Genomic DNA, 19,349 nt, shown 5'->3' with positions numbered 1-19,349 from the left:
CCGTCGAATAGCTCGGCGTGCGCTCGCAGGAATTGGAACGGCCTTTTGCCTTATCCGTCGCCCTGATCGCTGCGTCGAGTTGTTCTTACCGTGCGCGTCATCACTTACGCCCTGGGGTCCGCTACACCCGGTCGATCCCTGCCTGATGTGTCGGATCGATGAGGAACAGGCTGCTGCCGTCCAACCCGTCTCTGCGGTGGATGTTTCCGCGCAATCCGGCTTCGACCAAACGCACTGCGATCTCGTAGATCTCGTAGAGCCGCTCATCGGTGAGGTCGGGCCGAATTGCAAGATGGATCTCGTCGCCGATGTGCCGCAACACTGCCTGGAAGTGGGGGCTCACCGCGCTGTAGAGCACCTCGCACTGGGCTACCAGCGCGTCGGACATCACGTAGTCGTCCTCCGCACCGAGCAGCGGAGTGACACCGAAATCCTCGAGCAGGTTGATCAGTTGCACTCCACTGCGGCCGGCTGCCGTCGACCGATCCGACAGCACACCCGTTTCCACTTCCTTCGTGGTGAAGATTAGCGTTGCCTCGGCGCTGGGATCGAGTAGACCCAGATCGGCGCGCATCGCCGTCAGCAACAGCGAATGCATTCTTTTGATGTAGGCGTGCTCGCTCTGCATGCGTTCGTAGGCGGGCCCGGCAATTCCGGTTTCGGGTGCCAGCGGAGTCAACACACGGCGATCGATGCCCGTCGACAACTCCAAGGCCAACGGGTGGACGCGTCGACGAGCAACCACCAGAGCTGCGCTGAGAGCGAGGTTCAACTGGTCGTAGGCCTTGTTCAACGCCCGAGTTGCGGCAGCGAGATCACCTACCGGCGTCGAGATCACCGCGGCCGAGATATCCTCGGCCACAACACGATCGAAATTCGACAGCGCGAAGAGCAGCTCTTGATACCGCGCGGTCACCTGGTCGCGGTTCCACGAGTCGCTCTCGTTCGATTGGCGCACCTGACGATCGACAGCATTGTGCAGTGCCGCCACCTCCCGGGAGATGACGTCCTCGTTCGCACCGACCCGGCGCACGCTCAATGCAGCCCACGCGGCACCGACGGCGGCGATCACCACGACGATCAAGGTCCACAACGCAATTGCGGACACACCCGACTCCGAAGCAGCCAAGACGCTGGTAGTCATCGCTACATCATGCAGGACTGTGTCACCCAACGTCCTTCTTTCGCCGTTCTAACCTGCAGGGCGGTACTCGCCGTCGACCTGTGCCGCGACACGACGCGGGTCATTGTGGGGCAGCGAATCGATGAGCATCCGTCGTGGATGCGACGCGGGCCCGGTGATCAGGTACTTCTGACCGGGTCTCACGCGGGCTGCTTCCGCGAGGGCCTGTTCCGATGGGGAGTCGGGTTCGCGCAGTGCGTCGGCGACGATGCGTCGGGGATCGTACTGACGCACGTCCATCGTTTCCCACTGGCTGCGGCGCAGCGGAACGCCCATCTCGTCCTCCGCTGCACTGCGAGTGGTGTCGACGAACTGTCGAACAGAGCGCACGGCTCGTCCGAGTCGATGGGCGTATCCGGGCAGGCGCGAGGGGCCGAGAACGAAGCCGGCGATGATCGCGACCAGGAACAGTTTTTCGAAGGTCAAGCCAAACATGATGTGAGCTCCGGTTTCGGGGTTTTGAGAGCGCGTCTGTCGTGTACCTCGGTGATCGCGAGTGCTGCTCCGAACAGGGTCGCCATCGGCAACGCGACGAGGAACATGGACAGCACGTCGGCAGCGGGAGTGACCAGCGCACTGAACAGCGCAATGGCGACGACGCTGAGACGCCAACTGCTGCGCAGTCTGTGTGCGGACAGGATGCCGAGGCAGTTGAGCATCACCAGCACGGCCGGAAGGACGAAGGCGATACCGGTCGCCAACACGATCTTCATGACGAAATCCACGTAGTACGAGGCGTTGAGGATGGTGCTGTCCTCGTCGGAGGAGAAGCCGGCAAGCACGCTGACCATGCGCGGGAAGATGGTGAACCCGAACATGCAGCCGGCCACGAACAGTGGGACCGCGGCGGCGGAGAAGCCGTAGACGTACTTCTTTTCGCGACGCGTCAAACCGGGGGTGAGGTAGGCGAACAGCTCACGCAACCACACCGGACTCGACACGATCACGCCGGTGAACAGGGCAATCCTCAGTTCGAGATCGAATGCACCGGTGACAGTTTCGAAGTTGAGACTTGCCTGACGCGAGAGGGCGAGTTCCTCGACCGGTGCGCGCAGGATGTCCAGAATCTGGTCGGAAAGAGCGAACCCGACCGCTATGCCGACGAGCAGGGACACCGCCGCGCGGATCGCGCGACGACGTGCCTCGCGCATATGCCCGGCCAGCGGCATGGTGCCCCGCGCGGCGGTGGCCGTGGTCATGACGCCTGTCGGTACGGAACTGTGGCGTCGTCCGTCGTCGATGCTGTCTTGTCCTCGCGCACTTCGTCTTTGAGGATACGCAGCGATTGGCCGACACCCTTGGCGAGCGAGGGCAGCTTGGTCGAGCCGAACACGAGCAGGAGGATGGCGAGAACGATGAGGGCGTGCCATCCAGTGAGGTTATGCAACATGGTGTTTCCTTCGGTGGTTGGGGTGAGAGAGATCAGTTGGTCGGGGGAGTGCCGCCGCCCATCGGAGGCTGACCGCCACCTCCACCGGGTGCTCCGCCGCCTCCTGCAGCGGGTTCGGTGGCGGTGTCGATGGCCACGGCCAGCGATCCGACGTAGCCGGATGTGGGGTCGCCCGAGAACGTCCCCATCTCGAGGTCGTAGCCGTCGCCGAATACGTTGTCGTTGCCGAGGCTGCCGAGCTGGGCCAGGTTCTTCGCGGAGTTCGGGTAGGTGTCGAGCTGGTAGATCACGTCGAGCATGTCCTGAGGAAACGCAACCTGCGAAGTGGCAATAGCATTGTCCGCGTTGGTTGCCGATGCCGCGTCTGGATAGACCTCGAAGTGCATGTGGGTCCATCGACCGGAGTAGCAACCGGGGACGATGGTCTCGAATGTGACTGTGCCGTGGGTGTTTGCCGCTTGAATCCCGCGCAGATACGTCTCGTCCTCGACGCCTTCGGAGTACATCGAATACTGGCCGTCGGCATCGCACTGCCACACGTACACGGCTGCACCCTCGAACGGTCGATTGTCGTTCGCCATGTCGGTGAGTGTGAAGGTGAACGAGAGCGGTGTGCCCTCGACCGTGGTGCCGCCGTCGAGGCTCGAGGTGATGTCGCTGCGGACGATCCCCGACTCTTCGAGAACGTTGACGCCGTTGGTGCCGTCGGCCGGGTAGGGACCGTTGGTCTCCTGGGGGATTTCACTCGTTGCGCTCGCGGTAGCCGTAGTCGTGGAAGCGGTTGTGCTGGTGACACTTGCGCCGTTCGACGTCGAGGAGCAGGCGGCCAGCGCAACCGCTCCGGCCCCCGCGCCGACGATGCTGAGCACGCGGCGACGAGTGATCAGGGTGGTGATGTCGAACCCGGCACCTTGATCTACCACCTCTTCGGTGGGGCGATCGAGCAGTCGTCCTTCGTACGTCGGTCCGGCAGAAGTGTTGGTGGGCTCCGGAATTGGGGTCATGTTCGGATCTCCTCTGAGCTGGCATCGGTTCTTTTCGGTAGTGCCAATACTCTGGGACGTTCCGGTGAGGACCCTGGACTCTCACTGCGAGGTTCCTGTGAGCCCCGGGGCGGTCGGTTTTACTCTGAGAGGTAGCTAAGGCTAACCTATGACTTCACCGACATACAGGACATTCATGACTCATCGCGCAACTACTCGAATCGCTGCCGTGCTCACCGCCGCGGTGGCCGCGTCCATCGCACTCGCGGGCTGCAGCTCCTCCGATGCCGCGGAGACTCCGACCGCGGAATCGTCCACCGGCTCGTTCCCGCTGACCGTGCAACACATGTACGGCGAGACCACCCTCGACGCCGTGCCCGAACGGGTTGCGACCTGGGGCTTCGGCACCACCGACGCGGTACTCGCGCTCGGTGTCGTACCGGTGGCCATGCCCTCGGCCGAATACGGCGGCGGGGACGATCTGATGTACCCGTGGATCTCCGACGCCATCGACGCGAGCGGCGAGATGGCACCGGTTCTGCTCGACAACGTCACGAATGCACTGACGGTCGAGAAGGTGCTCGCGGCCGATCCCGACGTGCTGCTGGCCCCGCACTCCGGCCTGACCCAGGCCGAGTACGACGCGGTGACCGACGCCGGAATCCCCGTCGTCGCCCCGCCCGAAGAACTGTGGTCGACGCCGTGGCGCGATGTCATCACCACCACCGGAGATGTTCTGGGCGTTGCGGATCGGGCCCGCGATCTCGTTGCTGATCTCGACCGACAGGTTCAGGAGGCGGGCGATCGACACCCTGAATTCGACGGCCGATCGATCGCCTACGTATCCGAAGCTGCCGACGTGTATTACCTACTGTTGCCGTCGGACCCGAGAGTGGAGCTGCTCGAGAACCTCGGCTTCGTCTCGCCTGCATCGGTGACCGACCTCGCGACCGACGACGCCACGTACTCGACCACCGTCTCGGCCGAGAACATCTCGAAAATCGACGCCGACGTGGTGTTCACTCAGGTCGACACCGACGACGCCCTGCAGCAATTCGTCGATTCACCTGTGTCGCGCCAGATTCCGGCAGTCTCCGCGGGTGCAGTGGCGGGATTCGTCGGCCAGGAGGCCGGAGCTGCAGTGGGCCCGACGGCACTGTCGATTCCGTACTTCCTGCCGACCTTGGTCGACGGGCTGGCTGCCGCGGTGAACACCGACGGCTGACGATCACCGGCAAGAGGAAGGCCGCACACGCCCTTCACGACACGTCGAGGTTGTGTTGTGGTCGGGCGGTGCGGTCTGTCGCAGGAGCGAGCAGGTAGGCGAAGAGGTAGCTCGACGCCGTCATTGCTGCAAGTGCGATCCACCAGGTCGGAAATTCGTTTGTGGCGGTGGAGATTTCCCCGGCGGCGAAGACAAGCCAGCACAAGGCCAGTGCGGTTACCAGCGTGACCGCAGCTGCGGTGCACGCGGCGAATCGGTGTCGCCACGTGCGGTGTGATCGTGTGGGCCAGACTCGGTTCGACCACAGCGCATAACGGCCACCACCGACCGCGACCACGCCGACGAGCAGCCCGACCACGGCACCGCAGAAAGCAGGAAACACCAGTAACGCCAACCAGGACAAGGACCCTTCGAGGACCCGGGGCAGCATGACACCTGCGCCTGCGCAGGCACCGATGACACCGGCGACCCTCAGTTCCTTCTCGACCCAATCCACTGTTTCACTAGAACACGTGGGCAGTGCGATGTCGATCAAGACTGCTGCTCGGCATTCCTCGCCAGCTCTTCGTACGTCTCCTCGCTGATCGCGGCGAGGCCCGGTACCCAACCGCTGGGGCCGGGCCGGTCGGGGCGCTCTCGAACAAAACCCGCGGCGAAGCTGATGGGTTCGTTCTCCAGCCCGACCCATTCCACTCGAATATGTTGCGGGGTCGGATCGGCGATCCGTCCCGGGTGACCCCTGCGCAACACTCTCGGCGTGGCCGACGCACTGTAGATTCCCTCGGCACTGTCCGGTCCCGTGTACACAACTGGTTGGCCGTAGACGGCCTTGCTTTCGGGCAAAGCGCTTGACTCGAACTCGTTGTCATTGTGTTGGAACATGAGTCGTAATTCTGCGCCACCCAGCAGCTCACTGTGTAATGCAGCTTAGAGATCTTCCCAGCACCGCGCGATCTTTCCATCACCATCGATCCTGTACACGGCTAGCTCTCGGAACTGCACATGTCGGCCCGTCGCGGCGGTCTCACCGAGGTGGCGGATTCAGTGGGGGTGTGCCGACAACGTCGTGGCCCGGGTGCAGCACGACTTGGAGTTGGGCCAACGTCGCATCGGTCAAACTGTCGGGTCCCAGATCTATTGCGCATGCCCAGTCGAACGTCTGTGTAGACCATGCTCGGATAGGGGTCGGGTAGTTCCTGCCCGTCCAATTCACGGGGAGCAACCAGTCTTCGCTGGACCTTGTGCGCCGCCATAATCGGCCGGCACCCTTCTCGAAATAGGCCTCGAAGCTGTCAGGATGTTCGGGATCCCGTCGCACCTCGGTCGGCGTGAAGTCGACCAGTACATTCGCGTGTATCCGCTGCGCGCTGACGTTGTCGTGGAACCATTGCATGTTGCTTATCGATCGTTCGATCGAGCGTGCCCGATCCTCGGCAAACACGTTGCGGGGCATCCTGACCGGGCCGGTCCACGTGAACGTTGAGTCCGGCAATCCATCCGACAGGGCGCAATCGATGTACTCCGCGCTGCCCTCCTCGCCTTCTTGCTTCAACACGGTCCCGGTCTCGATGTCGATCGTCAGCACCATCGGTGAGGCTTTGCTGCCGGTCTTCAATTGCACGTTCCAGCAGGGCCGTCCGAGGAATTCGACCTCTTCGATAGGGCGCGTGGGTCGGGCGAGGCCTGGCCGCGCCCAGTGTTCGACCGGGCGGGACACGATCAGATCGCGGCCAGGGTCGGGTATGCGCGTGTTGAGCTCGTTCGTTTCGATCGGATCATCGTGACCGGCTTGAAATACCCAGCACGTGTGGCCATCGGCGATGAACAGTGGTTTCCCATCGAGGGACTCCATGCGTGTCTTTCGACCGAAACGGAACAGGCGGAGTTCGCCGAGCCCGAAACCCACGTACGACGGAACGATGCCGTAGTGCGCGTCGTAGACGTGTCGTGGACCGGTGTCGGCGTGAGCTGCCCGCGCGATACCCATGACCGGACGCTGCGGGCCGTCGACCATCTTCAGCAGCACTTCTACCCAATGCGTCATACGTACAACACCCCGTCGATGGCGTGCGACCGATCCGGATAGTCGCGAGTGTCTGCCTGATCCATCAATTCCGTTGGAACATAACGAGTTACATCGTCGTAGCGGTCGTCACGAGACGCAAGGGACTGCGCAGGTGACGGTGAGGATATCTCCGGCCAGGACGCGATTCGATCGGTCTGTACGGATCCTGGTTCGAGAAATGCTGCAGCAGTCTGGGTTTCGTCGATCACCCACAGTCGGTGGGCCGCGAAACGGATACTTCGAGGGTGCAAGAGTCTGCGCTCGGACGACGGGGCGCTCATGCGCCTTTCTGCTGTGTCATGACCGCGACATTACCCCAACTCGTTCGATGCGTCGTCGATTCATAGGCAGGAAGGCTTGATGGTGGATCTCGGGAGGCAGGACTCTGCGTTAAGTTCGCGTTATGAGTGATACACGACTACACGAGTACCGATTGGAGGAAGGCGTGCCGACGGTCGATCGGTATCTTGCGCTACGGAGCCGCGCGGGACTGTCGCCGAAGAATGCCGATCAGGCGCTTGCGGCTTTGTCCGGCAGCTGGTGCGCCTACCGAGTAAGGCACGTCGCCACGGATGAAGTTGTTGCGATGGGCCGGGTGATCGGTGATGGAGGCTGGTATTTCCACATCGTGGACATGGCAGTACTACCCGATCATCAACGGCAGGGCCTGGGAGATGCCGTACTCACTGCATTGCTGCAACACATCGTCGACAGAGCGCCCGCTGGTGCTTTCGTGAATTTGCTTGCCGACGAACCTGGCCGCCGCTTGTACGAACGACACGGTTTCACCTACACGGCCCCGAAGTCCCTGGGCATGGCGAAGATTCTGGATGACGCGGACGATAGCTCGCCGAAACTCGGTTGACGGGAGTATTCACGAATGTCACAACACGCCAAACCATCTGCAGGTGCCCCATGATGCCACGAGAGCGCGAAGATATCGGTCATTACATCCTTGCCGGATATGTGACCGTCGCGGAAGCTCAATGGCTGCAGATGAATCCACCGCATAGGTCAGTGGTTCGGGATCTGCGGGACAACCTTCTCGTTCACCTCAGTGCGTATCCCCTCGGCGAGGCCGGGCCTCGCTCAGGACTCGCAGAATTGCAGGTGTTCGGTTCGGCCATCGAACGCGAGCCTGAGGTCTGGGCGAAAGAAATGGATGACAGGGTCGGTCGGCACATGATTGCCGTCGGACGGACCGTCACACGCGAGTCCCGAGAGCAGGCTCGCTGGGACATGTTGTTGCCCCTGGGTTCACCTTCTACTGATCGATGGCAGGCGGCCATCAACGTTTTCACCCGCGTGATCAGTTCGCGGGCCGTGGATGGGTTGATTCATCCTGTTCTCGCTGCAAATTCGATCTGCGGGTGGCCGATTCCCGGACCGTTGAACCAGCCGGATGTACCCGGTATTGCGATGATCGGCACCACCAAGCGACTGTTCGACTCGTGGAAGGACGATCGCAGCCGGCGAGACGAGATCGAGCAGGACATGATGGACGCGTTCCACGCTGGGACCTGGTCGTGAGGAGTCTTTTCGTACCCGCTCACTAGCGCGGAGTTCGGCAGATCAATCTCGGTACACCGATTCGTATCGGTACCAGGGGCCGTCGAGGTGAGTCCAGGTTGAATCGGCATCGTCCCGGCCGCCCGTTTCATGATCAGGTGAGTACACCCACCCGCTCGTGAAGCCGAAAAAGATGGTCGAATTGTCGACGAAGTAGACCTCTCCCGACGGGCCGCCGCCTAGGGCGCGACTGATATCGAAAGGACCGATCTCGAACTTCTCGCGGGACGTGTTCGGGTTCTCCCGGATGTCGACGGCGATGGCCTCGAACTCGCTGCGCTTGTCGAGGAAGGTCGTGCTCGGCCCCCACACCACGAACGCGAAGGCGGCAGAGACGACGACGGGCGCGGGGAGTATCCACCAGGACCAACGCTGGTCGCGGCCGAGCACGTAGAGGGTTCGGATTGCCCACACCAGGCCGGTGACGGCCAAAATCGCAAGCACGACCAGATGGGCAAGCAGCGGGTCGGCCCAGGTGTGTGCGCCGAACGGCGATGGCCACCAATTTCGTTTGACGCAGACCCACACCCCGACGGCAGCCGTCACGAAGGTCAGCAAAATTGGACCGGGTGGCTTCGATTGTGTCTGCTCGCCCGTGAGCTGCTGATGCACCCACCTGTCGAGCGATGTCATTCTCGCCATCGAGTCAGCGTATCGGCCCACACTGTTGGTGACGGCCCGAAAAGCGATGAACAGAGGCTGCGGAGCGCCGCGTAGGCTTTCGCGCGCTTTCTGGTCAGCTGGGCGGCGTCACCAGACACCACTCGTTGCCCTCGGGGTCCCGAAGAACCTGAAAGGACCCGGCCGCATCGGAGTGCCGATTCCCTACCACCGTCGCACCGAGGCCAACGGCCTGTTCGACGGCCACGTCGATGCTCGGCACGTCGACGTCGAGATGAAGCCGGTTCTTGCCAGATTTGTCCTCCGGAACTCGCTGAAACGCCAGCCGAGTGAACCCTGGAACATCGACGAAATGCCATGAGTCGTCTCGCATCGCAGGTTGCCCACCGAGTACACCTGCCCAGAACTGCGCCAACACTGCCGGCTCCGTGCAGTCGAATACGACCTCGTCTATGCGTCCGATCCTGACGTCATCGTATGCGCCGACCTCCCAAGTGACCCACGATCCGGTCGCCTCACTGCCGAGACTCGAGAATGGTGCCTGATCGGATCTGACGGGTCACGCGAACGACCGCGTCGCGCAACGTTTTCGAGTGCACACCTGTACCAACGACGGTCCTGGAACGTTCGGCCGCCGTCTCGATGCGCCAGGAGGCGTCGAACAGGGCAGTGATGTCTTTCGCGGTGACGGTGGCATCGTCCGGCGGCGTGCCCATGTGTGAATGATGTTGCGCGCCATCATGTAGGTGACCGACGATGAGCAACGAACCGCCCGGTGCCACCCACTGCGCGATCTGTCGATAGAAGTCCAGTTGCGGAATCGTCGGATGCGCGTAGTGGGTCATCACCAGATCCCATCGCTCGTCGGGATTCCAGGTGGTCAGGTCGGCTTCCATCCAGGTGACGTCGACGCCCGCCGCTTCGGATTGCCCTGCGGCGGTAGTGAGAGCGGCCGCGGAGATGTCCGCACCGGTGACCCGCCAACCCTGCTCGGCAAGCCAGATTGCCTCCGCTCCAGCGCCGCAGCCGACGTCCAGCGCGGTGCCGGGCGTCATCGCGGCTGTTTCGTCTACGAGATACGGATTCGCCGCGACGAAGTGGGATGTTCTGTCATCCCAGTGCTGCTCCCAGTAGTTCTTGTCGAAAGCGTGCGTCATGTCATGGCCTTTCGTCGCGGTGTGTGACGTCAGAATGGCAGCCCCGATAAGCGATTGGCAAGTAATGTTGCTGCATTGGCAAATGGGTGAAGGCTCAGTGAGGTGCGTCAGTGACCATTCGGTTGCGACCGGCGCGCTTCGCCTGGAACATCAGTGCGTCGGCTCTGTCGAGAGTGTTGCGAAGACCTTCGTCCAGTCGCTGAAGTGTGTATCCGGCCGAGAACGTTACCCCCGAAGATGCGATCGCGGCTGCGAGAGCTTCGAGTGATCGAAGAGCGTCTCGACGATCGCAGTTACGCAGAGTGATCACGAATTCCTCTCCACCCCAACGTGCCAGGAGTCCGTTGTCGCCGATGCAGCTGCGCGCAGTCGATACGAAGTCGCGAAGCAACGCGTCGCCGGCAGCGTGGCCGAAGTTGTCGTTGAACTGTTTGAAGTGATCCAGATCGAGAACCGCAACGACCGTGTCGACCGAATGGTCGTCTACGACGGACACCGCGTAGTCCGACCAGCCGCGACGGTTGAGGGCCCCGGTCAGTTGATCTGTTCGGGATGCACGCAGGACGCCGTCCTCGATCTCTTTTCGTTCGGTGATGTCCAGAACGGCAGCGAGTGTCCAGTCGGCGTTGGACGGGCCGACAAAAGGAACCAGGGTGAGCAGAACCCAGCGAATCTCGTCGTTCGGTCGAACGAAACGCACCTCGAGCTTCACGGACTTTCCAGCTGCCGTGCCCGCGGCCATCAGATCCTCGACGCTGCCATGAAGTGCAAGGTCGTCCGGGTGAGTGTGCACCGTTGCGGACCGACCTATCAGTTCAGAGGAGGACAGGCCGACGAGTTCGCAGTAGGCAGCATTGACGTCGACGAACAATCCTTCGGCGTCGGAGAGAGCTTGCGCCACGGGGCTCGAGGCGAAGATGCGCCTGTACCGGTGTTCCTCCACGACGCAACGACCTGCTTTCTCCCCTTCCTTCAACGGGAGTCTAGTCGAGGTCGGGTCGATCCCAGAGCCGTCGCGACGTCGACGCACCACGATAGATAACAAACTGGTACGAATGTACGACTTTCGGGAACCGATCGCCGTCGGGTGCCGTCGAAGAGGTGGGTAGCCGGCCGACGATGGGGGTTTTCGATGATGACGAAGTGGCGAGAAGTGACCAGCGCCGAGTGCCAAGAAGATTTCGACGATCTGCTCGACGTCTGCGTCGAGATCGCCGCCGAACGCATCGGTGAAAATTGGGGGCTAGAGCCGGTAGCTGTCGTCAACCACGTCTCTCTCGGGCAGATGATCCTCCCGGTGGAGGTGGATACGTCGTCCACCATGACGGTGTACGAACAACTCGTCGGACGGTTGCGCGCCGTCGCCGACGATGTGCGGTCGTACGCCATCGTGTCCGACGGGGCTGCCGACGGGGCGTCGAACACACATCTCGAGGTTCTTCTCGAACATCGCGAGTATGCGATGCAGATTCACGTCCCGTACGTGATCTCCGATGCGAAGACATTCGATCTCGGACCGATGAAAGCAGTTGTGGGACAGCAGCTTCTGTGGGGTTGAAGCGGTCACCCGCGGGTGTCGAGAGTCGGCGTCAACGCCCCGTCGATGACGATTCGGTCGCTCGTGACGATCGTCAGGTGTCGACGGAGGGCTTGGGCAACGATTATTCTGTCGAACGGATCCTGGTGGTCCCAGTCGAGCCGCCCGGCCGCCGACGTGTCTGCGGAGTCGATTGCAAGGTCGGTCGCGTTCATTCCCGTCAACACCTCGGTCCACGTCGACAGCAGGGTCCCCCCGTCCAGTCGGCCTATTCGAGTCTTGATTGCGATCTCCCACGCCGAAGCAGCCGAGACCATCAACTCGTTTCCTTGATCGGCGAGGGTCTTGCGAATGTCCCCGGGCATGCTGTCCGGATCGGCGACGAGCCGCAGCAGAGCATTGGTGTCGAGAAGGAATGACGTCACTCCGGCGACCCCCACGCGGCCAGTTCCAACGGGGGGAGAGGTTCGTCGAAAGAATCCGGCACGACGAGATCTCGCAGTTGGCCGAACACGCGCGGTGTCGGTCGAGCGGGCGTCAGTACAGCAACCGGTCGACCGTGGTTGGTGATCGTGACCGAGATGCCAGTGTGCTCGACCTCGGCCAAGATCGCGTTGAGCCGCGTCTTGGCTTCTGTACTGGTGATCGTCTTCACCACCACAGATTAGACCAGTACGACTGGTCCGAATAGTCTTTTCTTCGTGGTCAGCCCTCTGCGTTTTGGCACTCTCGGCTGCCGAGTGCCAAAATGGAGGCACATTCTTGTTCGAAAGGAGCAGACAGTGACCGTCACCTCTTCCAACTTCGAGGCCCGTGAGTTGGACGAAAACATGCCGCCCAAGTGGTGGAATCGGCGCATCCGTACTCGCGCTCAGGTGACCGAAATCGCCGTGATGTTCGGTGCCCTCTCGATCGTCTCGTTCTGGGCCGCCGGGCTCGGCATCGCCGCCGGCATCATTGCCGTCGCCGCGGCGCTGTGGGCCGACCGCACCCCCGACCTCACCGGGGAGCGCGCCGAACGCACCGACGCGGCACTGGCCATCGGTACCGGAATTCTCGGCATCGTCGTCGGTGTGGGCTTCCTTGCGATGGTGTTGTAGAGCGACTTCGTCGCACGTGCACGGAACTTCGTAGCCCTCTACGAAGTTTCATTCACGACCAGAGCGCCTGTCGAACGGCCGGTCGACCGAAGGATGGTCGACCGGTTTCGTCGTTTCGAAACAATTTCTTCAAGTATCTGCGACGGTCCGTTGCACTAACCAGTTTTATGTGTGACGCTGTGTTGCGTACACATTCTTCGTACATGTTGCTGGGACGCAGGCGGAAGGACCACCATGACTGCAGTCGACGACTCACGAACGCTCTACCGAGACACTTTGCATGCGCTGTCGACGGCATCGGTGCACCAGCACTTCGACGCCTTCCTCGACATTCCGTGGGACGAGCCCGAGTACGCGATCGTTCCCAACGATCCGCGCTGGGTGCTGCCCGACGCCGACCCACTCGGACACACCGACTGGTACAAGTCACTTCCCCTGGACCGGCAGATCCACATCGGTATGTATCGCCAGGCCAGCATGGTCAAGGTGGGATTGCAGTTCGAGCAGATCCTCATCAGCGGCCTCATGCAGTACGCCCTGACGCTGCCCAACAACTCACCGGAATTCCGGTACTCGACGCACGAGGCCACTGAAGAGTGCCACCACACCCAGATGTTCCAGGAACTGGTCAATCGCATCGGCATCGACGTGCCCGGCGGACCCACCTGGTTCCGCAAGATCGTTCCGATGCTGACAGTGTTCGCCAGCCGGTCGGCACCGTTCGGATTCTTCGTCGGCGTCCTTGCCGGAGAAGAGCCGATAGACCACATGCAGAAGGGCGTGCTGCGCGCCGGTGCCGTCGGTCATCCGCTGGTTCAGCGCGTGATGCAGATCCACATCGCCGAGGAAGCTCGCCACATCGGCTTCGCGCATCAGTACCTGCGGTACAAGGCCCCTCGCCTCGGCCGCTTCGAGAAGGCGTCGATCTCGATCCTGACGCCCGTCATCATGCGACTGCTGTGCGACGTCATCATGAAGCCGAGCAAGCAGATGCGACGCGAGCTCGATATCCCCGACGAGGTAGTGGACGCCGTCTGGTGGAACAGCGAACCGTCACGAAAAGCATTGCGCGACACCTTCGGTGACGTCCGCATGCTCGCCGGCGAACTGGGACTGATGAACCGAGTCTCGAAGCGAGTGTGGCGCGCTCTCGGTATCGACGGACGGCCGTCGCGCTACCGCAGTGAGCCGTCGTTCGGCTGAGATTCCTAGGCAGTATCGAGCGGGACGGTTTCGAGGGGGACCTGGGGAATCGCGATGCCGCGGGATGCCCCGAGTCCCTTGACCTGAAGCCAGATGGTGTCGGCCAGGAACGTCGCGAAATGATCCAGGCCGGTGCGTGATTCGGTTTGTCCGCTCCAACTGCGTACCGCGCCCATGCATCCGGAGACCAGTCCGGCCACCCACGGCCGCACCAGCGACCAGTCCTCGGGCGAGAGATCCGCGTTCACGATCGCAAGGAACGCGGCAACGCTCACTTCCAGCTGCTCGGCGAGCATCGCGTTGGTCTCTTCGAGGGGAGTGGGCGATTCGGCGCTGACGTCATGCTCGACGAATCGCGTCCACGCGGGATGCTCGGCAACCCACCGCACGTAGGTGCTCACCACGCGGTGCACCACATCGCGAGGAGTACCGGTCAACTCGAACGAGGCGACCAGAGCAGCCGTCAACTGTTCGCAGATGGCCCGCTGAATGGCGGTGTCCAAGTCGGTGCGATCACGGAAATGACGGTAGAGCCCAGTGCGATGGACGCCTGCTTCGGCGGAGATCTGGGCGGTGGTGAGCCGCTCACCAGGGGCGATATCGCGGGCCAGCACCGTCATGGCGGCCTCGATGATGTGGCGTCGACGATCGGTGTTGTGCTGCTCCCAACGCCGCTTACGGCCATCGGACTTCGGGCGTGGGCCACCGTCACTCATGCTGCATGTTCTCACGTCCGCATCGGCCGAGGCCGTCAGTTGCTGCGTTTACGCAGCGCGAACAGCACACCCGCCGCACCGACCACGGCCACTACCGCCCCGATCGTCCACAATGGGAAGCCGCTGTCGGTGTCCTCGATGTTCTCTGCGCTTCGGGCTTCTGTGTCCTGAGTAGTGGGTGCTACCGCTTCGTTGGTGAACTCGAGCTCTGCGACCGGCGGTGCGGCCGCCGCCTGGGAGAGTTGGAACGGAATGCTGCCGGTGATCGGATGCCCGTCGCCGGAGACCACTCGGTAGCCGATGGTGTACTCGCCCGCGGCGCCGAGCCCGTCGAGATCGACGGTCACCGTGCTGCCGTCGACAACGGGATCCGATGCTGCCCATTGGCTTTGGTCGGATCCGACAACGGTGACGGTGGCGAAGGTCTGTTGCACGGACTGGTTGAACGTCAAGGTCACCTCGTCCGGTGCGGCGTCGAGCACGGCATTCTCGGCAGGATTGCTCGACTGCAGAGACGCGTGCGCGGACGCCGGAGCGATCGACAGTGCCGTTGCGGTGAGGAGCGTGGCTGTCATTGTGGCGAGGCGTTTCATCGGTGCTTTCCGGTCATTCGTGCGGAGGTTCGCCGGTGACCTTGTGGTCTGCGAAATTCAGGCCCTCCCGCACGAGACGGGCGAGGTGGCCGTCGGCCAAGCGGTAGATGACGTTCCGGCCCTCGCGTCGGGTCTCCACGAGTCCGGTGAATCGGAGCTTGGCCAGGTGTTGGCTGACGGCGGTACGCGACGTTCCGGTGGCGGTGGTGAGTGCACTGACGTCGGCGGGGCCGCGATCGAGCAGCCAGAGGATGTGGAGTCGGGTGGGATCGGACAGCATCCGGAAGGTGTCGCTGGCAGTGGCCAGGCGGGCGGTGTCGGGGTGGACGGCATGGTCGAGACTGATGCGCGGTTCCTTCTTCGGTGGCATCGAACGTCTTCTCCCTACGCGGAGGCGACGACCGGATCTCGGGTGCGACTCCACAGGCGTGCTGCGGACAGTCCCGCTAGTGTAGCCAAGCCGGTGAGCACCGCCGCTGCGGTGAACTGTCCGAATTGCGCCCCCACCCATCCCGCGACCGGATACGTGATCAGAAACGCGGCGTGGGACAGCGAGAACTGCGCGGTGAAGATCGACTGTCGAGTGGTCTCGTCGGATTCACGACGCAGAATTCTGGCCGACGGCGTGTTGATCATCGAGGTTCCGATGCCCAGAATCGACCACGTCACGGCGAGAGCAACCCAGGCCGGCAGTCCTCCGCTCAGCGTCGAGACCCCTGTTGCTGCGCCGGTTCCCACGACGGCTACCGCGGCTCCGGTGAGCATGAGGCGGTGGTCGTCGATGGATCCGAGAGCTCGCGGGATGAACAGTGCTGCGACCATCGAACCGGCACCGTAGAAACCCAGCGCGACGGCCAAAGAGCTGCTGCCACCACCGAACAGATCGCGAACATAGACCACGGAGTTGACGATCACCAGCGCCGTAGCTGCGGCGACGACGGTGTTCAGTGCCAGAAGTCCCTGCAGCTCATGGTTTTTCACGAACGTGGTGATGCCGTCGGTCGGCCTGGTGCGCTCGGCCGCGCCGTATTTCGGCAGACAAGTTCCGATCACCATCGCCGCGGAGACGACGAAGCCCAGTGCCGTTCCGACGAACAGGGTGTGAAAGCTGATGACCGTCAACAAGGCCGCCGCTATCAACGGGCTCACCAGCGATTCGAGGTCGTAGGCGAGCCGGGACAGCGTCAATGCGCGGGTGTACTGCAGCGTGTCCGGAACGACCGACGGGATGACGGCCTGGAATGTGGGCGTGAAGGTAGCCGATGCTGCCTGTAGAACGAAGATCAGGACGTAGATCTGCCACACCTGGTCGACGAAGGGCAACGCCACCGCGGTGAGTGCCCGCACGACATCTGCGGTGACGAGTACGAGCTTGCGGGGGAGCGTATTCGTCAGAGACGAAACGATCGGCGCAACAAAGACATACGCGATCATCTTGATCGCCAGCGCGGTGCCGAGGACTGCTCCTGCGGAGCTGCCGGCGATGTCGTAGGCCAGGAGGCCAAGGGCAACCGTCAGTAGTCCGGTGCCGATCAGCGCAACGACCTGCGCCGTGAAGAGGCGCCGGAATGCGAGGTTGGCGAGAAGCATGGTTTTAAAGTACACACATGTGCGCACTTGCGCACTTGCAGTTCCTGTTGCGGATTCACGGAAGTGCAGCAATGCGGTCCCACCTGCGGTACCGTGCTTTCGGTCGGTCGGATCGAACATTCAGGGGTGGGTCATGGCCGATCGATACCTGCCTTCGGAGGGCAGTGTTTCGCGAGCTGTCGACCAGTTGCCGTCGATGATCTCCAATTGGAATACCGATCTCGTCAACATTTTTGCCAACAAGGCACACGCCGAATTCTTCGACATCGAGCCGTCGGAGATTCCCGGCATGCACATTCGAGAAGTACTCGGCGAGGCACTGTACGAATGGACTCGGCCGTACATCGCCGCTGCTCTCAACGGAGAACCGCAACAGTTCGACAGCGTGATCGTCGACCTTCGCGGAACGGAGCGCGTGGTTCAGGCGAACTACGTTCCAGACCGCATCGACGGCAAGATCATCGGGTTCACGGCAATGATCGTCGACGTCAGCCGGCGAGCCGAAGCCGAGCGTCAGCGGGACCGGGCGATCCGGCTCTTCGAGATCGCCATGGAGCATGCACCGATCGGCAAAGCAATCCTGATGCTGGACGGACGATTGATCAGGGTGAACAACGCGCTGTGTGAATTGCTGGGCTATACCGCGGAAGAACTGCAGCAGAAGACCTTTCGAGAGATCACCCACCCCGATGACGTCGCACTCGCCGACGAACATCTCGCTGGAGTGGCCGCAGGAAAACTGGGGAGTATCTCGACCGAAAAGCGCTACATCCGTAAGGACGGAGCCACGATCTGGGTGCAGCGAAACGCCGCATTGGTCCGCGACGAGGATGCGGGAGATGTCATCATCGCCCAGATTCAGGACATCACCGCACGCAAGGCCGCCGAGTTCGCACTGGAACGTCAACTGTTGGTCGACGACCTCACCTCGCTGGGCAATCGACGACGACTCATGGCCGAACTCGAGGGGCTCGAGGGGGCTCCGGTCGGAGTGCTCTTCGTGGACGTCGATGCGTTCAAGTCCATCAACGACAGGTTCGGGCACGTCATCGGGGATCAGGTGTTGCAGGCGCTCGGCCAACGCATCCTGAACAACATCCGCGCCGACGACGTTGCCTGCCGCATCGGTGGAGACGAATTCGTCATCCTCCTGCGCAGCGCCCGCTCACTCGAGGGCGTCGAACGACTGGCCGGGCGAGTCGTCGAGCTACTCGCCGGGCCCTACGACATCGACGGCACCGAGGTCCCGATGACCGTGAGCATCGGATGGAGCTGGGAGCCGTCTGCTGCACCGGAGAAGTTACTGAAGAAGGCGGACGAGAGAATGTACTCGTCGAAGCGGGCCTGATTTTCCGGATGAATGTGGATCTCAGTCGCCCAGAGTGCAAGAAGGTCGCATTCATTCGGTGCGGGCCGCGCGTTTGCGGACGCGGTCACGACGTCAGATCGACCTCGGTCCCCACTCCGGCGGCACGTGCGCGCCGGATGACCAACTCGGCAACAGCAAGATCCTCGAGCCCGATCCCGGTGGAGTCGAAGAGCGTGATCTCCTCGTCCGTCGATCGACCGGTCTTCCGGCCGGTGATCACGTCGCCGAGTTCGATATCGAAGTGGCTCTCGTCGACGGCACCCTTGCCGATCGCCAGCAGCGCATCGCCCGACTTCGACAGGGCGGTGGCGGTGCTGTCCACCACCACTCTCGACCGCGCGATGGCGGCACCGTCGACTTCGCGTTCGTTCGGGCGCGGGGCGGCACCGACGACGTTGAGATGAGTGCCCGCATTCAACCACTCACCGAGCAGGATGGGGGAGATCGACGGGGTGAGCGTGCAGACGATATGAGATTGTCGCGCAACGTCTTCGACCGACACAGCATGTTCGATCTTCAGGTCCAGGTCCGCGATGCTGTCGCGAAACCGTTCCACGGTATCCGCGGAGCGCGACCAGACGACGACGCGCTCGAGATCGCGTACGCCGTGTAGTGCACGGACGTGTTCGACGGCCAAATTACCGGCGCCGACGACGCCCACGACGGAGCTGTCGGCACGTGCGAGGTGCGCGGTGGCCACGGCACTGGCGGCCGCCGTACGAATCGCCGTGATGGCCCGGCCGTCGAGCACTGCGACGCACTCGCCGGTACGAGTCGACGTCACCAACATGGTCGAGCGCTGCCGGGGAAGTCCGCGAGCGCGGTTCCCCGGCAGGTCCGACAACACCTTCACCACCGCGAGCTCAGCGGTGCCGGACTGCGCCACCATCGGGATGATCCGACCGTCCTCGGTGCCGTTCATCGACGACGGCGCCGGATTCTCAGCGGCCCCCGTCGACAGGTCGGTCAGTGCACGCTCGACTGCAGTGAACACCTCACTGCGATCGAGGAGCGCCGAGATCTCGGAGTGGCGCAGTACTAGAGTCAT

General features: G+C 62.5%; 27 protein-coding genes. 7 read left to right on the top strand and 20 right to left on the bottom strand.

Annotated features, from left to right (window positions below; translation table 11 throughout):
• Positions 1-121: 121 nt before the first annotated feature.
• The 5 genes from ASG84_RS21650 to ASG84_RS21630 are packed head-to-tail and all read right to left on the bottom strand — an operon-like array spanning position 122 to position 3,577.
• Complete coding sequence (locus ASG84_RS21650; protein WP_057479030.1) at positions 122-1,144, bottom strand: hypothetical protein; 1,023 nt, start codon at positions 1,142-1,144, stop codon at positions 122-124.
• A 48-nt stretch (positions 1,145-1,192) separates the two neighbouring features.
• The gene (locus ASG84_RS21645; RefSeq protein WP_057479029.1) at positions 1,193-1,618 is read right to left on the bottom strand and encodes a hypothetical protein; all 426 of its coding nucleotides are present in this window, start codon (positions 1,616-1,618) and stop codon (positions 1,193-1,195) included.
• Positions 1,606-2,382 carry a twin-arginine translocase subunit TatC gene (gene tatC, locus ASG84_RS21640; RefSeq protein WP_057479028.1) on the bottom strand — a complete coding sequence of 259 codons (777 nt, stop codon included), beginning with the start codon at positions 2,380-2,382 and terminating at the stop codon, positions 1,606-1,608. The genes ASG84_RS21645 and tatC overlap by 13 nt, the downstream gene beginning before the upstream one ends.
• Positions 2,379-2,573 (bottom strand): twin-arginine translocase TatA/TatE family subunit, encoded by a 195-nt coding sequence (locus tag ASG84_RS21635; RefSeq protein ID WP_057479027.1) that lies wholly within the window; start codon positions 2,571-2,573, stop codon positions 2,379-2,381. The genes tatC and ASG84_RS21635 overlap by 4 nt, the downstream gene beginning before the upstream one ends.
• 32 nt (positions 2,574-2,605) lie before the next feature.
• Complete coding sequence (locus ASG84_RS21630; protein WP_057479026.1) at positions 2,606-3,577, bottom strand: dioxygenase family protein; 972 nt, start codon at positions 3,575-3,577, stop codon at positions 2,606-2,608.
• Between the two features lie 175 nt (positions 3,578-3,752).
• On the opposite strand from ASG84_RS21630, the gene ASG84_RS21625 reads away from it, so the two are divergent.
• Entirely contained in the window at positions 3,753-4,781 is a 1,029-nt protein-coding gene (locus ASG84_RS21625; protein ID WP_057479025.1) for an ABC transporter substrate-binding protein, read from the top strand.
• A 34-nt stretch (positions 4,782-4,815) separates the two neighbouring features.
• On the opposite strand, the gene ASG84_RS21620 is transcribed toward ASG84_RS21625, so the two are convergent.
• From ASG84_RS21620 to ASG84_RS21605, 4 genes are all read right to left on the bottom strand, one after another.
• Positions 4,816-5,277, bottom strand: a complete 462-nt coding sequence (locus ASG84_RS21620; protein WP_057479024.1) for a hypothetical protein — start codon at positions 5,275-5,277, stop codon at positions 4,816-4,818.
• A gap of 35 nt (positions 5,278-5,312) precedes the next feature.
• Positions 5,313-5,663: a hypothetical protein gene (locus ASG84_RS21615; RefSeq protein WP_057479023.1), complete on the bottom strand. Its 351-nt coding sequence runs from the start codon at positions 5,661-5,663 to the stop codon at positions 5,313-5,315.
• A 142-nt stretch (positions 5,664-5,805) separates the two neighbouring features.
• Positions 5,806-6,825 carry a hypothetical protein gene (locus ASG84_RS21610; protein ID WP_057479022.1) on the bottom strand — a complete coding sequence of 340 codons (1,020 nt, stop codon included), beginning with the start codon at positions 6,823-6,825 and terminating at the stop codon, positions 5,806-5,808.
• Positions 6,822-7,127 (bottom strand): hypothetical protein, encoded by a 306-nt coding sequence (locus ASG84_RS21605; protein WP_156399650.1) that lies wholly within the window; start codon positions 7,125-7,127, stop codon positions 6,822-6,824. Before ASG84_RS21605 ends, ASG84_RS21610 begins: the two co-directional genes overlap by 4 nt.
• Positions 7,128-7,249: 122 nt before the next feature.
• Between ASG84_RS21605 and ASG84_RS21600 the strand changes: the two genes are divergently transcribed.
• On the top strand, positions 7,250-7,711 hold the full coding sequence (locus ASG84_RS21600; protein WP_057479020.1) for a GNAT family N-acetyltransferase: 462 nt from the start codon (positions 7,250-7,252) through the stop codon (positions 7,709-7,711).
• Positions 7,712-7,761: 50 nt separating this feature from the next.
• Positions 7,762-8,376, top strand: coding sequence for a hypothetical protein (locus ASG84_RS21595; protein WP_082521131.1), 615 nt, complete (start codon positions 7,762-7,764; stop codon positions 8,374-8,376).
• 42 nt (positions 8,377-8,418) lie between these two features.
• Here ASG84_RS21595 and ASG84_RS21590 read toward each other — a convergent pair whose 3' ends face one another.
• The 4 genes from ASG84_RS21590 to ASG84_RS21575 all read right to left on the bottom strand — a co-directional run bounded on the left by ASG84_RS21590 (position 8,419) and on the right by ASG84_RS21575 (position 11,136).
• A complete protein-coding gene (locus tag ASG84_RS21590; RefSeq protein ID WP_057479019.1) occupies positions 8,419-9,057 on the bottom strand; it encodes a hypothetical protein in 639 nt (212 codons plus the stop codon).
• A gap of 94 nt (positions 9,058-9,151) precedes the next feature.
• Entirely contained in the window at positions 9,152-9,490 is a 339-nt protein-coding gene (locus ASG84_RS21585; RefSeq protein ID WP_268793501.1) for a VOC family protein, read from the bottom strand.
• 61 nt (positions 9,491-9,551) lie between these two features.
• Positions 9,552-10,193, bottom strand: coding sequence for a class I SAM-dependent methyltransferase (locus ASG84_RS21580; protein ID WP_057479017.1), 642 nt, complete (start codon positions 10,191-10,193; stop codon positions 9,552-9,554).
• A 94-nt stretch (positions 10,194-10,287) separates the two neighbouring features.
• On the bottom strand, positions 10,288-11,136 hold the full coding sequence (locus ASG84_RS21575) for a GGDEF domain-containing protein (RefSeq protein WP_057479016.1): 849 nt from the start codon (positions 11,134-11,136) through the stop codon (positions 10,288-10,290).
• A 210-nt stretch (positions 11,137-11,346) separates the two neighbouring features.
• On the opposite strand from ASG84_RS21575, the gene ASG84_RS27175 reads away from it, so the two are divergent.
• Positions 11,347-11,751 (top strand): hypothetical protein, encoded by a 405-nt coding sequence (locus ASG84_RS27175; protein ID WP_156399648.1) that lies wholly within the window; start codon positions 11,347-11,349, stop codon positions 11,749-11,751.
• Positions 11,752-11,756: 5 nt separating this feature from the next.
• Here the strand turns inward: ASG84_RS27175 and ASG84_RS21565 are convergent, their stop codons facing one another.
• Both ASG84_RS21565 and ASG84_RS21560 read right to left on the bottom strand, forming a co-directional pair.
• Positions 11,757-12,155 (bottom strand): type II toxin-antitoxin system VapC family toxin, encoded by a 399-nt coding sequence (locus tag ASG84_RS21565; RefSeq protein ID WP_200936651.1) that lies wholly within the window; start codon positions 12,153-12,155, stop codon positions 11,757-11,759.
• The gene (locus ASG84_RS21560; RefSeq protein WP_057479086.1) at positions 12,152-12,385 is read right to left on the bottom strand and encodes a type II toxin-antitoxin system Phd/YefM family antitoxin; all 234 of its coding nucleotides are present in this window, start codon (positions 12,383-12,385) and stop codon (positions 12,152-12,154) included. Before ASG84_RS21560 ends, ASG84_RS21565 begins: the two co-directional genes overlap by 4 nt.
• A 127-nt stretch (positions 12,386-12,512) precedes the next feature.
• Here ASG84_RS21560 and ASG84_RS21555 point away from each other — a divergent pair, with 127 nt between their 5' ends.
• Complete coding sequence (locus ASG84_RS21555) at positions 12,513-12,830, top strand: hypothetical protein (protein WP_057479014.1); 318 nt, start codon at positions 12,513-12,515, stop codon at positions 12,828-12,830.
• A 234-nt stretch (positions 12,831-13,064) separates the two neighbouring features.
• A complete protein-coding gene (locus ASG84_RS21550) occupies positions 13,065-14,033 on the top strand; it encodes an AurF N-oxygenase family protein (protein ID WP_057479013.1) in 969 nt (322 codons plus the stop codon).
• Positions 14,034-14,038: 5 nt separating this feature from the next.
• Here the strand turns inward: ASG84_RS21550 and ASG84_RS21545 are convergent, their stop codons facing one another.
• From ASG84_RS21545 to ASG84_RS21530, 4 genes are read right to left on the bottom strand one after another with little or no spacing between them, the layout of a single operon-like run.
• Positions 14,039-14,749, bottom strand: a complete 711-nt coding sequence (locus ASG84_RS21545; protein ID WP_057479012.1) for a TetR/AcrR family transcriptional regulator — start codon at positions 14,747-14,749, stop codon at positions 14,039-14,041.
• 35 nt (positions 14,750-14,784) lie between these two features.
• On the bottom strand, positions 14,785-15,324 hold the full coding sequence (locus ASG84_RS21540; RefSeq protein WP_082521127.1) for a copper resistance CopC family protein: 540 nt from the start codon (positions 15,322-15,324) through the stop codon (positions 14,785-14,787).
• A gap of 31 nt (positions 15,325-15,355) precedes the next feature.
• Positions 15,356-15,712, bottom strand: coding sequence for an ArsR/SmtB family transcription factor (locus tag ASG84_RS21535; protein WP_057479010.1), 357 nt, complete (start codon positions 15,710-15,712; stop codon positions 15,356-15,358).
• 14 nt (positions 15,713-15,726) lie between these two features.
• Entirely contained in the window at positions 15,727-16,932 is a 1,206-nt protein-coding gene (locus ASG84_RS21530; protein WP_057479085.1) for an MFS transporter, read from the bottom strand.
• 133 nt (positions 16,933-17,065) lie between these two features.
• Between ASG84_RS21530 and ASG84_RS21525 the strand changes: the two genes are divergently transcribed.
• On the top strand, positions 17,066-18,280 hold the full coding sequence (locus ASG84_RS21525) for a GGDEF domain-containing protein (protein WP_057479009.1): 1,215 nt from the start codon (positions 17,066-17,068) through the stop codon (positions 18,278-18,280).
• A gap of 85 nt (positions 18,281-18,365) precedes the next feature.
• On the opposite strand, the gene ASG84_RS21520 is transcribed toward ASG84_RS21525, so the two are convergent.
• Positions 18,366-19,349 carry an ornithine cyclodeaminase family protein gene (locus ASG84_RS21520; protein ID WP_057479008.1) on the bottom strand — a complete coding sequence of 328 codons (984 nt, stop codon included), beginning with the start codon at positions 19,347-19,349 and terminating at the stop codon, positions 18,366-18,368.

The organism is Rhodococcus sp. Leaf278 (assembly GCF_001426085.1).
GTDB lineage: Bacteria > Actinomycetota > Actinomycetes > Mycobacteriales > Mycobacteriaceae > Rhodococcoides.
Note: the sequence above shows the minus strand (reverse complement) of the source record. Positions and strands in the feature narration are given on the sequence as shown.

Coding starts and splice junctions, on each gene's coding strand:
- ASG84_RS21650 (WP_057479030.1), bottom strand. CDS start 1,144: ATGACTACCAGCGTCTTGGCTGCTTCGGAGTCGGGTGTGTCCGCAATT.
- ASG84_RS21645 (WP_057479029.1), bottom strand. CDS start 1,618: ATGTTTGGCTTGACCTTCGAAAAACTGTTCCTGGTCGCGATCATCGCC.
- tatC (WP_057479028.1), bottom strand. CDS start 2,382: ATGACCACGGCCACCGCCGCGCGGGGCACCATGCCGCTGGCCGGGCAT.
- ASG84_RS21635 (WP_057479027.1), bottom strand. CDS start 2,573: ATGTTGCATAACCTCACTGGATGGCACGCCCTCATCGTTCTCGCCATC.
- ASG84_RS21630 (WP_057479026.1), bottom strand. CDS start 3,577: ATGACCCCAATTCCGGAGCCCACCAACACTTCTGCCGGACCGACGTAC.
- ASG84_RS21625 (WP_057479025.1), top strand. CDS start 3,753: ATGACTCATCGCGCAACTACTCGAATCGCTGCCGTGCTCACCGCCGCG.
- ASG84_RS21615 (WP_057479023.1), bottom strand. CDS start 5,663: ATGTTCCAACACAATGACAACGAGTTCGAGTCAAGCGCTTTGCCCGAA.
- ASG84_RS21610 (WP_057479022.1), bottom strand. CDS start 6,825: ATGACGCATTGGGTAGAAGTGCTGCTGAAGATGGTCGACGGCCCGCAG.
- ASG84_RS21605 (WP_156399650.1), bottom strand. CDS start 7,127: ATGAGCGCCCCGTCGTCCGAGCGCAGACTCTTGCACCCTCGAAGTATC.
- ASG84_RS21600 (WP_057479020.1), top strand. CDS start 7,250: ATGAGTGATACACGACTACACGAGTACCGATTGGAGGAAGGCGTGCCG.
- ASG84_RS21595 (WP_082521131.1), top strand. CDS start 7,762: ATGATGCCACGAGAGCGCGAAGATATCGGTCATTACATCCTTGCCGGA.
- ASG84_RS21590 (WP_057479019.1), bottom strand. CDS start 9,057: ATGGCGAGAATGACATCGCTCGACAGGTGGGTGCATCAGCAGCTCACG.
- ASG84_RS21580 (WP_057479017.1), bottom strand. CDS start 10,193: ATGACGCACGCTTTCGACAAGAACTACTGGGAGCAGCACTGGGATGAC.
- ASG84_RS21550 (WP_057479013.1), top strand. CDS start 13,065: ATGACTGCAGTCGACGACTCACGAACGCTCTACCGAGACACTTTGCAT.
- ASG84_RS21545 (WP_057479012.1), bottom strand. CDS start 14,749: ATGAGTGACGGTGGCCCACGCCCGAAGTCCGATGGCCGTAAGCGGCGT.
- ASG84_RS21540 (WP_082521127.1), bottom strand. CDS start 15,324: ATGACAGCCACGCTCCTCACCGCAACGGCACTGTCGATCGCTCCGGCG.
- ASG84_RS21535 (WP_057479010.1), bottom strand. CDS start 15,712: ATGCCACCGAAGAAGGAACCGCGCATCAGTCTCGACCATGCCGTCCAC.
- ASG84_RS21530 (WP_057479085.1), bottom strand. CDS start 16,932: ATGCTTCTCGCCAACCTCGCATTCCGGCGCCTCTTCACGGCGCAGGTC.
- ASG84_RS21525 (WP_057479009.1), top strand. CDS start 17,066: ATGGCCGATCGATACCTGCCTTCGGAGGGCAGTGTTTCGCGAGCTGTC.
- ASG84_RS21520 (WP_057479008.1), bottom strand. CDS start 19,349: ATGACTCTAGTACTGCGCCACTCCGAGATCTCGGCGCTCCTCGATCGC.